Here is a 15,007-nt window from a genome sequence, read left to right as displayed (position 1 = left end):
ATATGCTCGGATCCCCTTGCCTGGCAACGGGATCCGAGCATCCGTCCGGTCAGTCCGGTATGCGGCCTTTCTGCCAGAGGCGGTCGATGTCCGGACTGCCGAACATCTGCGCGTCCGCGCCCTCCGGTTTCTTGAGCGGCAGCGGTTCGAGCATCCCCTTGTGACCGTTGCGCACACTGCAGTACTTGAACGGCCCTTTCGGGTCGAACAGCTTGGTCATGTGCGGGTCCGCATGGTCGAGAAACCACACGCTGATACCGGTCCCGCCCTGCAGACGGTGATGCTCCCAGGCCTGCCACAGAGCGCTCAACCGGATCACGGCCTCGCTGTGGTGCCACCATTCCGGGCACCACACCGTGTCACTGATATCGGTGACCTGGCGCCGGTAGACCTGACTCAGGTACTCGGTGACGAACTCGTACACCCCCTGGTAGCCGTTCGTAATCTCCCCATTGGCGACATTGTCGTAGCTCACAGCGGCTTGACCTCCTCGACTTCACCCATCTCTTCCGGCGGAACAGATTTCGCTAGCGACGCAGACCCGAAAAGGTCTTCGATGCGGGTCTTGCGAGTCGGGTCGTTCCGCTCGATCGACCGCTTGACCGCGTCGGCGTACTCCGACTCCCACCACGGCACGGTCCGCACCAGGACCGCGGGCTGACCGGAGGTGAACACGACGGCACGACCGCGCGGTAGCGTCGCCAGGCCCTGCGCGGTGAAGGTCACCGAGGAGCTCAGCGAACGCGAGTAGCTCTTGCTGTTGCCCGACTGCGACATCGACGCGGAGATCGAGTCGTACTCGCCGATCGCCTCGGACCGGTCGCGCAGGAAGGCCATATCGTCGACTCCGCTGCCGAGAACCTTGATATTGGCGGCCGACCACAGCGCGCTCATCCCGGCCTCGCCCCAGCAACGCGCGCCCTGCGCCCACGACTGCAACACGGTCATCACCACGATGCCGCGCGACCCGAAGTGGCTGTACTGCTTGGGCAGATCCTTCCAGCGCACCACGTTGGCGGCCTCGTCGAGCACCGCGAGCAACGGGATCGGCAACCGGCCACCCGACGAGCGCGAGGCCTTACGCATGGCCACATCGATGACCGCCTCGGTGAGCGCGCTCACCAGCGGTGCGGCCGAACCGCGCCCCTCGAGCGACAGGCAGTACAGCGTGCCGTTGCGTTCGATGAACTCCAGTTCGTCGAACTGGGGACGGACGCCGTCGGCCGGGGTGATCCACGGGTGCACATTGGACAGCTGCAAGCAGCGAATCATCTTCTTCGCGGTACCGAAGATGCCGCTCCTGGTGCGCTCGTCGGCGTTGTACTGCATGGCGAGGCCGGACGCGGTGAAGTGGTGTTCGGCGCCGCGCAGGTGTTCGATCGCCTCGGTGTTCTGCGGATTCGTCACCCATTCCCACACCTGGGTGATCGGTTTGCCCGCGATCGCGGCCGCGAGGAAGAACGCGGCGAGCAGGTCTTCGGCCTCAGGATCGAAGAAGTTGTCGCCGTCGTCGGCGCTGCCGCCGGTCTCGGCGTCGGCGAAATGTCCCGCGAGCCGAGCCGCGCGCATCTCACACCCCTCGGTGCGGAAGTTGACCCAGCTCAGCGGATCCCAGAACCAGGTCGGTCGCTCACCGGCGACGCCTTGTGGATCGAACACGAATGTGCGACTGCCCTTGGCTTCCTGCACATCACGGGTCGCGTCGACCACGTCACGCTTGTTCGACGTCGCCAGCACGGGCCCGATCGCGGAGAGGATCGCCGGAATGACCCGCGAGGTGGATTTGCCCTGTCGCGGGCCCCAGATGTCGAGATGCAGGTCTTCGTAGGAGCCGTAGAGCGAGGTGCCGTCGGCGACAGCGATGCCGATCGGCACACCGGGTGAGTCGTTGGTGCCCAGCTTCATCCCCAGAGCTGCCGCCTTCTCCCTGACTCCGGCCTCGGTGATCGACGCGATCGCGCTACCGCTGCCCATGTGGTCGGCTTTGTCGTCGACCGCCAACCGCCCCACACCCGCACGCTTCTTCAACCGCTTGCGGATCACCACATACGCGATGGCCGACGCGATCACCAACAGCACGATCACCGTCGACGCACGCGGCCAGTGCAGCTTGCCCCGCGCCAGATCGGCGACCACCGCGATCGGGTTGATCGGAATGGTCTGCGGCACAACCGCCAGCGCGTTGCCCAGGTGCAGGGCGACGGCGAGAGTGATCAGCGCCGCGAACCCGAACATGATCATGATCAGCGTTGTGTCGGGTCCGACCGCGGCCGGATCCGACACCTTCTTCTTCGCCACGGGTGCCTCCTTGTGTGGACGTGGTGGGTGGTCAGCGGAACGCGTCGAGGCGCCAGCCCTGCGGGGTCTGCACCACCGTCGCGATGACGGTGCTCGGCGGTAGCTCTTCGGTGCGGCCGTTCGGGTAGACGACCGTTTGTTCGATGCCGATCTTGTACTGCGCCACCGTGGGATCGGCGCTCGCGGGCGCCGGCTCCCCCGAGGCGAAGGTGAACGCCTCCACGCGCGCTTTCACCTTGGCCCAGTCGGCCCACTGCAGCGACGGTTTCGGAGTCGCGGTGGCCCCGATCGAACTGTCCAGCATACGTATCATGCTGGGCCCCAGCCATTCTCGCGCGCGCTGCAGCGAGGATCCGGGTTGCTCGGTCGCGGGGTACCAGGTGTAGACCTCGCGCAGCGCGACCACCGCGACACCGTCGGGAGTCGTCGGGTCGACCGCGGCTTCGAGCAGACGCGTGGTGGAAGTCGCCTCGGGACGCGTCGGCTCGGCATCACCGCTGCACGCCGGAACCGAGAGCAGGACTGCCACGAGCATCACCGCCAGGGTTGTGCGGATTCGTGTTCTCTCCCACCAGGTTATCGCTGGTCGCGTGGTCACAACACCCTCCTCGCCCGTGCGTCGCCGGGCACCGCCACCTCGGCGACACCCCCGCCACCGCGGTTGCTCGTCGGCGGCACCGACTGGATCAGCCGACCGTTGCCCGCGTAGATCCCGACCTGTGTCGGGCCCTGCCGTCCGAACCCGCTGAACACCAGATCACCGGCGACCGCCTTCGCGATCGGGACCTCCCGCCCGGCCTCCCATTGCTGTTCGGCGGTGCGTGGCAACGTGACCGCGCCCGAGGACGCGGCGAACACCGCCGCGGCGGTCAGTCCCGGCCCGTCGAATCCGCCACCGCTCGGCCCCTGTACGCCGCCGCCGCCCCACACATACGGTGTGCCGAGCCAGTCGTGGGCGGCCTCGACTATCTGCTCGCCGTCGCTGCCCTGCCCGGGGGTGAACCGGCCTTGCGCGCCGGGCGCGCGGTACTGGGGTTCCATCGACAAGATGTTGGTGACGTAGGGCCTGGTCTCGGAATAGTGCGCCGCATACTGATTGGGCATCCCTCCGGAGGCGAGCACCGCGCCCTCACCGGCGTTGTACCCGGCCAGGGTGAGGGCGGCCAGGTCGCCCGACACGCGCCCCGCGGCCATCCAGCCCGCGATCTTGTGGGCGATCGAGCACATGTAGCGGGCCTGTCCGATGATCGCGTCACCGTCGTCCCACACGCTGGCGGACCCGTTGCCGTCGGCGTCGATGACGTAGGGCTGACCGTCCTCGGGATTGATGCCCGCCGCCGTGCCCGGCAGGAACTGGGCCAGGCCCTGGGCGCCCGCGGGCGAGGTGAGCCCCCGCCGGAATCCCGACTCCTGCTTGGCCTGCGCGGCCAGCAGCGACGAGGAGATCTCCGGGCACACCGTCCCCGCGCGGCGATACCAGATCTCGAGTTCGGCGGGTACCTTCCCGTCGGCCAATGCCCCACCGGCGCTGCCGAATCCGCGCACACAGTTCGGATCGCTCGAAAACGCCCGCGCGCCACCGACATCCGGGGTCGGCGCGCCGTCGAGCCACGGCATCGGGTCGATCTGACGACCGCCGGTGAACCGGCCGCCGGGCACGATCTCGAAATGCAGGTGCGGACCGCTCGATTCGCCCGCGGACCCGACCATCCCGATCGGCTGACCCGCGGTCACCGTCTGGCCGGTGCGCACCTTGACGCCGGCGTCCCACATGTGGCCGTACACCGCGGAGTAGGCGCGACCGTTGGTGTCGACGGAATCGACGACGATCCAGTTGCCGAACCCGGAAGCGGGACCGGCGGCGACGACCCTGCCGTCGGACACCGAGTAGATCGTGGTGCCGTCGGTGGCGGCCATGTCGATGCCCTTGTGATCGCCGCCGCGCGAACCGAACACATCGGAGATGGTGAACGTTCCGGTCTCCAGCGGCAACGTGCGGCGCAGCGGACCCACACCCGCGGCCAGCACCGGTGTTCCGGTGACCGCCGGATTCGATGTCGGCGCGGCAGCACTGGTCGCGCCCGCGCGATTGTCCCCACCGAGTTCGGGCAGCGTGGGCACCGACGATCCGACCAGCACATCGCCGGTCTCGCAGGTCTCATCCGAGGACGGCAGCACGATCACCAGCACCAGGGCCACCAACCCGATGACCGAGCCGAACACCGTCATCATCATCGTGCGGACGTTCACCGGCCGCCTCCCCGCGGTCCGCGCCGGGCGCCGATTCGCGCAACGTCCGCCGCGGCGGAGTTCATGTTCGGCGCCGGGACTCGTTGAGCGTGTCGGCGAGCGTGCGGTTCATTTCCGCGGCGGCGGCCAGCTGTTGTTGCAACAGCGCCACTTTGCGGCGTAGCGCGGTGGCGTCCATGCGGTCCAGGCTCGGGTCCTGGGTCGCGCGGACCCAGTTGCGCACCGAATTGGCGTGCACGCCGATCTGTTCGGCCACCATTCGGCAGGCCTCCGATTCGCTGCGCAACTTGTCGGTCAGCGCGACCACCTGGGCGACGGCGGCATTGCGGACCTCCGGCGAGACCCGGCGATAGGACCGGTGCGGCATCATTGCTCACTCCCGTTCGAATAGTCCGGCGTGCCCCTTGGGTTGTCGCCGAACTCGCTGAAGCGCTGGTTCGTGTCGTGGATTCCGCTTTCTCGCTCCGACACCGTGAACTCCATGTGGAAAGGAATGCCCGGCCGGCGATCCTCGCCGACCTTCAGCAGGAATTTGCCGGTACCGGGCGGCGACGGCCGCTGCTGGCCGGGCTTGAGCGCCTCCCCGGTGAGGGCCTGCGGCGCCGACCAACTCGTCACCATCTCCTGCTCGGCCGAGGTGAACGGCACCGTGGAGTCGAGCCTGCTGATCTCCTCGGCGGGTAGCGCGCCGAAGATCTTGGCGCGCGCGCGTTCCAGGAAGCCGATGGCCTTGGCGATCGCGGCGTCCGACCCCAGCGCCTGCAGGTCCTTGATGGTGTGGCTGATCATGATCAGGGCGGTGGCCAGGCCACGCTGCAGACGGGTCAGCTCGTCGACGCGGTCGACCATGAAGTCGCCGAGCCCGAGCACCTGCCACAGCTCGTCCATCACCACCTGGAAGTAGCGCTGCGGGCCGAGGTCCGCGTCGGCCAGCACGTGCGCGGCCTCGACGGACGCGAAACCGTCTGCCCAGCAGGCCAACATGACCGCGGCCTTGAGCTTCTTGTCACCGCTGGGGATGTGCGAGACGTCGATGCACACCGCCACGGCGCTGGTGTCGATCGGAACGCTGGTCTGGCCGTTGAAGATCGCGCCGAACGGGCCCTGGGTGAGCGCGCGCAACGATCGGCGCAGTCCCTTGATCGCGTTCTGGTATTCGTCGGCGTTGTCGGCGCCCGCGTCGAGCATCATCTCGGCGCCGCCGCCGACGATCACCTCGAGCAGGTTTTCCATGATCGGCGGTTTGTCGGGGGTGAACCCGCCGGGCTGGTAGAGGATGCGCAGCGCGGTGGCGATCAGCGTTTCCTCGAAGTCGGCGACGCGGGCGCCGCGAACCAGTTCCACCAGGCCCGCGATCAACGTCACCTGCCGGGCGCGCAGATCCTGCAGCACCTGACGTTGCAGTGCGGGTTCGTCCGCCAGGCGTGGCACCACCGAACCGAGCACGCCCGCGGCCAGCGGGTTCAGCTTGCCGTGTCCGTAGCCGAGGTCGATCACCTGGCCGCCGACGAGTTCGACCATCTTGCGGTAGTCGGGTTTCACGTCGGCCAGGATCAGCGGGGTGATGCCCTGGGCGATGCCGCCGAGCACGATCCGGCGCACCAGCGAGGACTTGCCGAAACCGTTGAGGCCGAGCACGAACAGGCTGGGCGCGGTGATGAAACTGCCGCGCATGAACCAGTTCATCGGGTCGAAGCACACCGGGGCGCCGGTGTGCAGGTGCGAGCCGAGTGGGGTGCCGATCAACGGCGCACCGGCACCGACCGACCACGGCCACAGACCCGCGACCTGGGCGGTGGTGGCGCGATACTCGACCGGGCGGCCGACGACGTTCATCTTGCCGCCGCCCGCGCCCGAGTACCCGCGGTCGGTCAATTCGGCGGTGGTGCGGTCGAACCCGTCCTTGACCACGGCCTCGGTGCGCGCGTGCGCGTTGTTGCGGCGCAGATCGTCGGTGTGGATCCGGAACGTCGCCCAGGCCGCGCGCAGACCCGACTGCTCGCGGGCGATCATCTCGTAACGGGCGCGGGTAGCGTCGTCGAGCAGCGAGGGGCCTTGCGAACGCCGATCCGGCTTGGTCGATTTCGCCGACCGGCCCGAACCCATCGCCCGATCGGCGGCCTCGTCGGCCCGGACCGCACGCACCGCCTTCGCGGGCCGCGCCTTCTTCATCGGCTTCGGTGCGGCCTGCTTGGGACGCCGGCGCGGATCACCCGGTGGGCGTTCGTGTTCCAACCGGGGACCGTGATCCTGGTCGCGCAACCCACGCTCGGCGCGCGCCCTGGCGCCCCGATCGGCATCGGGACGCGGACCCCGCGTCCGCCGCTCGCCCTCGCGCGATCGACGCGACTCGTCCTCGCGTGGCCTGCGTGGCTCCTCGCCACGGGGCCGGGGTGGACGACCTCGCTCGGTGCGGGCTTCGTCCCGTGCCCGGTGCTCGACCGGTGGACGGCCTTCGGCCGTGCGTGATCCCCGCGCCGAGCCTTCTCGCTCGTCGCGGTCGGTGCGCTCGTCGAGGCCGAGCACGTCGTCGCTCACGCGCGGCGCGCTCCCCGCGGGCCGTGGCTCGCGTTCGCCGCGGATGCGCGGCGGCCGGTGGACCGGGCGCAACGCGACGTCGTCGCGATCGCGCACCGGGGGTTCGTAGTCGCGTCCCATAATCGCCTCACCCCGCCAATGCCTTCGGAATGGTTGCGTGTTCGGGCAGGATCACGCCGCAACCGAGAGATGCCGCGAACGCCGCGGACTGGTAGCGGTAGCAGCGCCGGATCTTGAGCCGAGCCTGCGTGGACAGGTCGCGGGTGATGGCCTCGATGCGGGGCAGATCACCGCGCAGCGGCTCGGTGATGGTGACCAGCGCACCGAACCGGGTGACACCGTGTCCGCGCGCCTGCTCCTCGCGCGCCTGCTGGGTGGCGCCGACGCGCAGCGTCGCCGCCGCCGAGACCACGCCGCGTTCGCTCTGCTGGGCCACGAGCGCGTTCTTGAAGTCGTCGTCGACGATCTCGGCGGCGTCGGCGGCCGAGTGCGGCCGGTAGACGATCGCGATGCGTTTGCGTGGCACTTCGGGATTGGGCGCGAGCAATCGCTGCAACACCCGCTCGTCCACCGCGCCCTCGGGCGCCGCGTCCATCTCCCAGGTCACCGAGCGGCCGCCGTCGTGGATCAGGTGATCCCACTTCTCGTCGTAGGACACCGGACCCGCGTCGTCCCAGCCGAGGCCGTGCCCACCGGGATCGGCCGCGGCCACCTCGAGGTCGGCCTGCGAGGCAGGGTCGTAGCTGCGGCGGATGAAGGAGATGACCTCCTCCGCCGACATCGGCTGCGCCCGCACCCCGGCCTCGGCCAGCGCCGCGCAGATACCGGGCAGCCTGCGCCCGATCTCCACCGCTTCCTCGGCCGGGTTCTTGCGCCGCTCGGCGGTGGTCGCCTTGAACGTGATCGCCACCCGCGGCAGCAGTTGCACACGCTCCTGCGGCAATTCGGTCGCCAGCTCGTACATCACCTGCTGGGCCAGATCGGGGGCTTCGGGGCGGGTGATCGTGGACACCTCGTTGAGCAACCGGTTTCCGGTCTCGGGCACCGTGTCGATCACCGGCACCACCGCGACGATGTCGCTGGTCTGCCCGACCGAGGCGAGGAAGGTGCCCCAGGCCGCGACCCAGCGATCGATCACCGGCTGGTCCACCGCCTCGTGCCCCTGCGGCCAGGCCCGCAACACCACCGTGTACTGCGCGAACGCGGGCAGATGGATCATCCCGAAGTGATACCCACCGGCGTCGATGCCTTCGTAGAGCTTCGACGGCGCGAGCAGCCCCGGCAATTTCGTGACACCGCCGGGGATCCGGGAGAACCGGCCACCGCGATACACGTGCTCGCCGTTGTTGCGCGAGCGCCTCCAGTTGAACATCATCAGTCCCGTCTCATAGCCCGAGCGGCCCCCCGTCCGCCACACCAGGGGCACCATCACCAGCGCACCGAGCCCGCCGACGACGAGGCCCCATTTGAATCCACCGACCATCGCGCAGATCAGCGCCGTGATCACCACGACGAAACCGATCACGGTCTCTTCCCAGCGCAGGCCGAAAAGGCCCGCGCTGCGCGGTTTCTGCCACAGCCCGTACGAGCGGCGCTCGTAGGTGTCGGTCGCCGAGGTCGTCATCGCGGAATCGTGCTCCTGCCGAGGTCGGGTGAACGATTCGCCCAGCGGTCACCGGCGACGTCGCCCATCGATTGGTCCGCGCGCGAGGTGGTGTTGGCCGCGGTCCGAGCGGCGGCCACATTGCGGGCGCCGGCGGGCACCGAGCCCGAACTCGTCGTCGCGGGCGCGGGCGCACCCCCTCGTGGTGGCGGTGCCGGTCGTGGCGCCGCGCCACCGCCGCCGCTTCCCCCGCCCCCGCCGGGTCCACCGGGCCGCGGGCCCGCACCGCCATTGCCGAAGTAGCCCGCGGAGCCGGGCGCCGCCACCGGCCGAGAGGCGACAGCCTTGGTGCCGATCGCACCGAGCCCCATCGCCGCTACCGCCGCACCACCGGCCACCATCAGACCCGAGCCACCGGTGCCGACCGTGGCCACCGCCGGCGCGACCAGGCGCATCAGCGCGGGCAGCACGAACGCCACGCTGCACAGCAGCACCAGCGCGACCAGCATCCGCTGCGCGTCCTCGCCGCTGGGCAAGCCGCCGGAGTCCGTGGTCTCGTCGACGTGGCCCGCGGTGGTGAACGCGATCATGTACACGATCGCGGCCACCGGTTTGAACAGCATGAACGCGATGATCCAGCCGACCAGTTTCTGATACGACTGCTTGCCGGTGCCCGTCGCCGAGGCGGCGGCGGCCAGCGGCAGCACGCCCGCGGCGACCACCAGCAAACCCTGCCGAACGATGGCGAGCACGATCTGGGCGAGCGCGCCGAGCAGGCCGACGATGGCGATGATCAGCACCAGGCCCGGCGAAAAGGCCTGCAGCTTACTGGTTTTCACCATCAATTCGGCCATGTTCTTGGCATTGCCGCCGGTGGCGTCGTCGATGATCCACTCGGAGAACTTGTCCGACGCTCGCGTACCCGCGACGATCACCGCACCCAGCATCCACGAACTGAACACCACCCTGGCGAACAGGCGGAACGATTCGGCGGCCTCGCTCACGGCCGCCCCGCGTCTGGCCTCGGCCAAGCGGCCGCCGGTGATGATCACCGAGGCGATCAACAGCAATATCTGGATCTGATAGGTGTAGTCGTTGATCTTGGTGAACAGTGCCCCCGAGTCGCTCACCGCCTCGTTGGGCACCTTCATCCAGAAGGTCAACGCCAGGATCAGCGCCTCGCCGAGGCCCTTCATCAGCGAGTCGACCACCTTGCCGAAGGTGGAATCCCACGCCTTGTCCTTGACCGCGGTGGCCGCGTCGCCGGGGTGGGAGGCGGCATTGCCCGCCTTGCACACCGCCGACGCCGCGTCGCCGAGCGAGACTCCGGGGATCGCGACGCTGTCGAGGGTGTCGTGCAGTTCGTTGCACGCCTCGTCGAAGCCGTAGGTCTGGCCGTAGGCCACCGTCGGCGTCGCGATCATCACGGTGAAGATCACCGCGAAAATGGTGACGATCCGCCTCAGCATAGTTGGCACCCCTCGATGGTCCGCGCGGAATCGATCCGGGCTGTGCTGTACCTCGATCACCATGTCGTCCACCCCGCCAGCGATTCCACGTATTCGGTCTGGGTATTTGCTGTCGTCGACGGTTTGAGCCGCCAGTCACCGGCGTCCCACACCACGATCATCCGCATCGCGGCGTACAGCTGCTTGCCATCGATCACCGGACCGCGCGAAGCCAGCCGCACGATCGCCAGATCCTCGGCGAAATCGTCGATCTTGAACGCGTCGGAGGCCACGAAATACCGGGTCACCTTCTCCGGCTGCTGTTTGGGCAGCCGCTCGCCCGACAACGCGGAGTCGTAGGCGGCCAGCTGCGCTGTGCTGACCCGCAATTGCGTCACATACAGGTCGCGGTCCGCCGGGCGGGCGTTGAGCCGGTAGGTGATCTGCGCGGCGGCCAGTGCGGCGCCCTGTGGTGTCCGCGCGTAGCCGACGGCGAGTCCGTCCTCGATTCGCGACGGCCCGTCGGAAGTGGAGAACGGCACCGACGCGCCGTAGACACGCTGCCAGCCGTGCGGTTTCGTGGTGCCCTCCGGCGCGCCGGTCAGCCAATCCGGGTCCGCGGCGGTACGTTGCGTACCCGGTTGCTGGGCCAGCGGCTGACCCGCCGGGTTGTTCGGGATGTCCACCCGCCTGCCGAGCAGGTCGACCTCGGGTTCGGCGAATCCCGTTCCGCCCGCGGCCTGGGCGGGCGGCGGCGCGTTGTCCACCTCGCTGCCGCCGTCGCGAGTGAAGTACACGACGGCGCCGACGACCATGATCAGGGCGAGCAGGGCACCGGAGGCGATCATGCCGAAGGACGCGCGGTCGCGCGTGCCCGGCTCCTTCTCGCTCACTGCGGTGCCTCCAATGTCACAATGTCCTGCGGTAATTCATCAATCGGGTCGACCGGCCGGTCGGTGGACCGGGGATCGGGTAACTGCAGTCGCCAGTCTCCGCCGTACCAGCTCACCGTGGTGTGGTTCACCGCCCGTGACCGGTCGGAGTATTCGGTATAGACGTCGACAGTCGTTCGCTCGTCACGATATTCGGTAATTTTGTAACCCAACAATTTCGGCGCGTACTCCGCCGTGGCGGGTCCGGTGATCGACAGCTGTACTCGGTTGATCGCCCACTCGTCCCGCGCGGGCCCCGGGACGAGTTCGGCGTTCACCACCTGGGCCCACTGACTGTCCGGCGCCACCGACAACCGGATGGTGTGGGTCAGTGCCGCCAGCCCGGCCCCGCGCGGGGAATGCTCGAACCCCGTCGCGGCGCCCTGCCCCACTGTTTTCGGGCCCTGATCGGTGTGCGGCAGGGAGATGCCCTGGTAGTCCTGCCAGCCCACCCCGGTCGGCGCGGCTGTCAGGTCGGGGCCGGTATCACCACCGCCACCACAGCCGACAGCCGCGGCGAGCAATGCGATACCGACCGCAACCGGTCGTGTCACTGTGGAATTCATGCCGGCAGGAAGGCCAGCGCGATCGCCGACGCGGTGCTGGCCACCGAGGCACCGATCAGGCTCATCAGGACGCCGTGTGAGGCGTCGTTGACCGCCAGGTCGCTGCGGAACGCGATCCACAATCGACCTGCCGACAGGATCATCCAGGCCAGGCACGACAGCAGGACGAACCAGAGCAGCCAGTTGAGCAACTGCATCATCGGCGCCAACACGTCGGCCGGGATCTGTTTATAGGCGAGCACGGTGATCACTAACCGATGACCGCACTCATGATCGTGCCGGCGCTGGTCGCCACGACGCCACCGATCATGGCGCCCGCCACCATCTTCGGCGATTCGAGACCACCACCGGTCCAGCGCTCCCACGCGAACTTGCCGCCCGCGTAGGTGATGCCGCAGATGCCCGACAGCAGCACGAACCAGGTGAGGTAACGCACCAGCTGCAGGATCTTCTCCGAGCCGGGAGGAGCCTCCGGGGTCGGGTTACCGACCTGGGCCAGCACGGTGCCGTACGTGTCCTGCACGGCGAGGAGGAGCATGCTCATCGGGTGCCTTTCTCCCACAGTAAAGGTGTTGTGCCACAAACACTTCGACGACGACACACGTTTGTACACCACCGACCGGCGAACCGCCCGGCGTTCATGATCGACCCTGACCCGACGTGGGCGGGCCGAGACTGGTGCGGATCGCGGCGACCACATCGGTACCGAGGTCACCGATTTCGACCGGCACGTCGTCGAGCGGGTCGGGGCGGCGCTTCTTGACCGCCACCTCGTCGCCCGGCGACCACACCGGAAGCGCATCGGACTCCACCAGAGTCCATTCCTCGAACCACGGCACCTGCCAGACGTGCCCGGCCAGCGAGCCGACCACCTCCCGGTAGCGCCGGATCTCCGGTGCCATCCGGCCGGGGCGCGCGGCCACGGTGATCAGGCCGAGAACCAGCGCCGGGCCCGCGAGCCCGGCGTGATGCTGGCGCAGCAGATCGTGCGCACGGGTGAGTCCGGAGATGGTTTCCCTGGCGACCAGGACCACATAGGGGGATTCGCGGTCGAACACCCCGGGCCAGCGCCCGCGCGCGTCGGCGGCGGGGGCGAGCACATGCGACAGCGTGGTCGCGCCCGCGCCACCGTGCACGCCGAGCAACCACACCAGCGGCGCCCGGCCGACCCCTGGCACCGGGCGCTCCCAGATCTTGGCGCGCAGCGATTCTGGCGGCGCGACTACACCGGCGGGGACGTCCGGTTCACGACGACGACGAAGATTCATGGCTGCCGTCATGATGCCACCCCCGCGAGCAAGCTCGCATACGCCGAACGCGTCGCCTCGGCCAGCTCGGCGTGGCGGACGAGTTCTCCGCGCGCGAGATGCGGATCGTAGGGAATCTCGACGACCTCGCGCACCCACCCCGACAGGTGCTCGCGCAAATGCTCCGCTACGCGCGAGTCGTCGTGCGAATACTGATGCGAGACAACGATAGTGGTGTCGGCGACCACACCGGCACCGTCGTCGCCGTAGTGGTCGTCGAGCCATTCCAGGGTCACGCGCAGCCGGTTGGCGGCGTCGACGCGGGCCGGGATGGCCAGCACCAGTGCGATATCGGCATCGTCGAGCAGGGGCCGCAGTTGCCGTCCGGCAATCGGGTTGCCGCCGTCGTAGACCGCGGTGTACCCACCGGTGTCCAGCGCCCGCGCGACAGTGAGAAATGTCGCGCGGCGGCGCAGTGGGGTCGCGTCCCGCCAGAGTAGCCCGAACCCGGAGGTGGAGCGGGACAGGCAGTCTTCCAGCGGTGCCGGTTCGTCATCGCCCCGGCCGTACACCCAGGACTGCAGGTTCACCGGGTGCAGGTGCTTGTCGGCCCCGCGCAGCGCGATGTCGCTGCCCGCCGCGGTCGCGTCGACCGCCACTGTCGTCGCACCCGCGGTGACGAGCTCCGCGGCCAGGCCGAGCGCGGTCGTCGTGGTGCCCGCGCCGCCGCAGCCGCCGACCACCAGGATCGGCCTGCGAGTGCCGTCGCGGCGCTCACCGTTGCGACGCCGCAACCGCACCACCGGAGCCGGATCACGCGCCAGGTCATCGGACGGGTCCCCCTCGGGGGCCTCGTCGAGCCATCGGCTCCAATCGTCTGTCATCGCCTCTCCTTACCCTGCCGCGATGCCCGTGATGAGCGTGCGATCGCCGACCAGCGCTGTCCGCACCGATTGCTTGGTGTAGGTGGCCGGTGCGCCCGCGGGCCGGAACTCGGTGACCTCCACGGTGAACCGGTCGGCCGCGACGGTGGTGATCCGCACGCAGTGGGTGGTCCCCACCGGGATGGTGTCGATACCGCGCTGGATCACGGCGGCCGGCGAGACGTCGGCGTCGGGGGTGACCACCGCTCTGGCCTGCGCCCCCGATCGGGTCACGTAGTAGGCGTACTGGAAGGCAAGGACGGCGTCGGGGCCCGAGTCGGTGCCGCCCGCTTCGGCGCTGCGCAGCACGATCTCGGTGCGTTCGGTCGGGCACGAGCCCGCGGTGTCGGCGGTCAGGTTGCCCGCGGTGAAGTGCAGTGGCGGGGCGGCGTTGCGGGCGGTGTTGCTGTCGCCGCGCCCGAACAGCAGGAAGAACACCCCGGTCGCGGCGAGCACGAGCACGAGAACCGAGACCGCGAGAACCACCCACGTGCGCTGACGTTTCCGGTTCGCCCGCAGGGCACCGGAGGGCTCGAGCACACGGGCGTTGTCGTATTCGTCGGCGGCGGCCTCCGGCCAGGGGAACTGGACGAGCTCGGCGTCGTAGTCGTCGTCGGGGCCGGGTGCCGGTTCGGCGACCCAGTCCGACCAGCCGCCGGTGAAGTCGCTACGGCGTCCGGCAAGTTGCGCGGGAGGCGGTGGCGGGGGCTCGGGCGCATCCTCCGGTTCGGCCGCGTACAGCCGCTTGTCGCCTTCGGCCACACCCCAGCCCGCGGATTCGGTTGTCGTGTCATCGAACTCGGTGGCCCGACTGACGGGGTCACCGTCTTTCGGCTCGGACTCGACGTTCCAGCCGTGCGGGTCGCCGGCAACTTTCGCCTGATGCCCCGTCTCCCCGCGCTGCGAGTCGCCGGTGGCGGTCGGCTGAAAGTCGAGGGCGAGGCTGAACGGTTCCGGCTGCCGCTCCCCTGCCGTGGCGCGATCCGGCGCCGGCTCGGCGATCGGGGCGGCGCCGGGACTCGTCGAATATCGGTCGATGCTGTCGTCGTCGCCCGTCACCGGTTCGGTGGTGTCCGGACGCACAGGGGCACCGGTCTCGGTCTCGGCCTCGGGCTCCAGCGCCGAGTACCAGCGCGACAATTCGTTGTACGACTTCAACATTCCCCCCTTTCCACGGCGCCGGGCACAGTTCGCATCGAAGA

The 15,007-nt window shown here is 69.1% G+C and carries 15 protein-coding genes; all 15 read right to left on the bottom strand.

Annotated features, from left to right (window positions below; genetic code table 11):
* Positions 1-49 precede the first annotated feature (49 nt).
* A complete protein-coding gene (locus ACFQ9R_RS04700) occupies positions 50-475 on the bottom strand; it encodes a DUF4913 domain-containing protein (RefSeq protein WP_378626947.1) in 426 nt (141 codons plus the stop codon).
* The gene (locus ACFQ9R_RS04695; RefSeq protein ID WP_378988997.1) at positions 472-2,298 is read right to left on the bottom strand and encodes a type IV secretory system conjugative DNA transfer family protein; all 1,827 of its coding nucleotides are present in this window, start codon (positions 2,296-2,298) and stop codon (positions 472-474) included. Before ACFQ9R_RS04695 ends, ACFQ9R_RS04700 begins: the two co-directional genes overlap by 4 nt.
* Before the next feature lie 31 nt (positions 2,299-2,329).
* Complete coding sequence (locus ACFQ9R_RS04690; protein ID WP_378988996.1) at positions 2,330-2,833, bottom strand: hypothetical protein; 504 nt, start codon at positions 2,831-2,833, stop codon at positions 2,330-2,332.
* Between the two features lie 59 nt (positions 2,834-2,892).
* Positions 2,893-4,548 (bottom strand): peptidoglycan DD-metalloendopeptidase family protein, encoded by a 1,656-nt coding sequence (locus tag ACFQ9R_RS04685; RefSeq protein WP_378988995.1) that lies wholly within the window; start codon positions 4,546-4,548, stop codon positions 2,893-2,895.
* Between the two features lie 61 nt (positions 4,549-4,609).
* A complete protein-coding gene (locus tag ACFQ9R_RS04680) occupies positions 4,610-4,918 on the bottom strand; it encodes a transposase (protein WP_056810706.1) in 309 nt (102 codons plus the stop codon).
* Complete coding sequence (locus ACFQ9R_RS04675) at positions 4,915-7,206, bottom strand: hypothetical protein (protein WP_378988994.1); 2,292 nt, start codon at positions 7,204-7,206, stop codon at positions 4,915-4,917. The genes ACFQ9R_RS04680 and ACFQ9R_RS04675 overlap by 4 nt, the downstream gene beginning before the upstream one ends.
* Positions 7,207-7,213: 7 nt before the next feature.
* Positions 7,214-8,710: an SCO6880 family protein gene (locus tag ACFQ9R_RS04670; RefSeq protein ID WP_378988993.1), complete on the bottom strand. Its 1,497-nt coding sequence runs from the start codon at positions 8,708-8,710 to the stop codon at positions 7,214-7,216.
* The gene (locus ACFQ9R_RS04665; protein ID WP_378988992.1) at positions 8,707-10,158 is read right to left on the bottom strand and encodes a hypothetical protein; all 1,452 of its coding nucleotides are present in this window, start codon (positions 10,156-10,158) and stop codon (positions 8,707-8,709) included. Before ACFQ9R_RS04665 ends, ACFQ9R_RS04670 begins: the two co-directional genes overlap by 4 nt.
* A gap of 56 nt (positions 10,159-10,214) precedes the next feature.
* Positions 10,215-11,030 carry a hypothetical protein gene (locus tag ACFQ9R_RS04660; RefSeq protein ID WP_378626938.1) on the bottom strand — a complete coding sequence of 272 codons (816 nt, stop codon included), beginning with the start codon at positions 11,028-11,030 and terminating at the stop codon, positions 10,215-10,217.
* Positions 11,027-11,623, bottom strand: a complete 597-nt coding sequence (locus ACFQ9R_RS04655; protein ID WP_378988991.1) for a hypothetical protein — start codon at positions 11,621-11,623, stop codon at positions 11,027-11,029. Before ACFQ9R_RS04655 ends, ACFQ9R_RS04660 begins: the two co-directional genes overlap by 4 nt.
* Positions 11,624-11,631: 8 nt before the next feature.
* Positions 11,632-11,877 carry a hypothetical protein gene (locus ACFQ9R_RS04650; protein ID WP_371852067.1) on the bottom strand — a complete coding sequence of 82 codons (246 nt, stop codon included), beginning with the start codon at positions 11,875-11,877 and terminating at the stop codon, positions 11,632-11,634.
* 8 nt (positions 11,878-11,885) lie between these two features.
* Entirely contained in the window at positions 11,886-12,179 is a 294-nt protein-coding gene (locus ACFQ9R_RS04645; protein WP_056815437.1) for a hypothetical protein, read from the bottom strand.
* Positions 12,180-12,273: 94 nt separating this feature from the next.
* A complete protein-coding gene (locus ACFQ9R_RS04640) occupies positions 12,274-12,915 on the bottom strand; it encodes a hypothetical protein (protein ID WP_378988990.1) in 642 nt (213 codons plus the stop codon).
* Positions 12,912-13,766: a MinD/ParA family protein gene (locus ACFQ9R_RS04635; RefSeq protein WP_378658514.1), complete on the bottom strand. Its 855-nt coding sequence runs from the start codon at positions 13,764-13,766 to the stop codon at positions 12,912-12,914. The genes ACFQ9R_RS04640 and ACFQ9R_RS04635 overlap by 4 nt, the downstream gene beginning before the upstream one ends.
* Before the next feature lie 9 nt (positions 13,767-13,775).
* Positions 13,776-14,966, bottom strand: coding sequence for a hypothetical protein (locus ACFQ9R_RS04630; RefSeq protein ID WP_378988989.1), 1,191 nt, complete (start codon positions 14,964-14,966; stop codon positions 13,776-13,778).
* Positions 14,967-15,007: the final 41 nt, after the last annotated feature.

The organism is Nocardia sp. NPDC056541 (assembly GCF_042794235.1).
GTDB lineage: Bacteria > Actinomycetota > Actinomycetes > Mycobacteriales > Mycobacteriaceae > Nocardia.
The sequence above is the reverse complement of the archived record's forward strand: the minus strand, read 5'-3'. Positions and strand labels throughout refer to the sequence as shown.

Excerpts from the sequence above, each read along its gene's own strand:
- ACFQ9R_RS04690 (WP_378988996.1), bottom strand. The coding sequence starts at position 2,833 with ATGCTCGTGGCAGTCCTGCTCTCGGTTCCGGCGTGCAGCGGTGATGCC.
- ACFQ9R_RS04680 (WP_056810706.1), bottom strand. The coding sequence starts at position 4,918 with ATGATGCCGCACCGGTCCTATCGCCGGGTCTCGCCGGAGGTCCGCAAT.
- ACFQ9R_RS04675 (WP_378988994.1), bottom strand. The coding sequence starts at position 7,206 with ATGGGACGCGACTACGAACCCCCGGTGCGCGATCGCGACGACGTCGCG.
- ACFQ9R_RS04670 (WP_378988993.1), bottom strand. The coding sequence starts at position 8,710 with ATGACGACCTCGGCGACCGACACCTACGAGCGCCGCTCGTACGGGCTG.
- ACFQ9R_RS04665 (WP_378988992.1), bottom strand. The coding sequence starts at position 10,158 with ATGCTGAGGCGGATCGTCACCATTTTCGCGGTGATCTTCACCGTGATG.
- ACFQ9R_RS04645 (WP_056815437.1), bottom strand. The coding sequence starts at position 12,179 with ATGAGCATGCTCCTCCTCGCCGTGCAGGACACGTACGGCACCGTGCTG.
- ACFQ9R_RS04640 (WP_378988990.1), bottom strand. The coding sequence starts at position 12,915 with ATGACGGCAGCCATGAATCTTCGTCGTCGTCGTGAACCGGACGTCCCC.
- ACFQ9R_RS04635 (WP_378658514.1), bottom strand. The coding sequence starts at position 13,766 with ATGACAGACGATTGGAGCCGATGGCTCGACGAGGCCCCCGAGGGGGAC.
- ACFQ9R_RS04630 (WP_378988989.1), bottom strand. The coding sequence starts at position 14,966 with ATGTTGAAGTCGTACAACGAATTGTCGCGCTGGTACTCGGCGCTGGAG.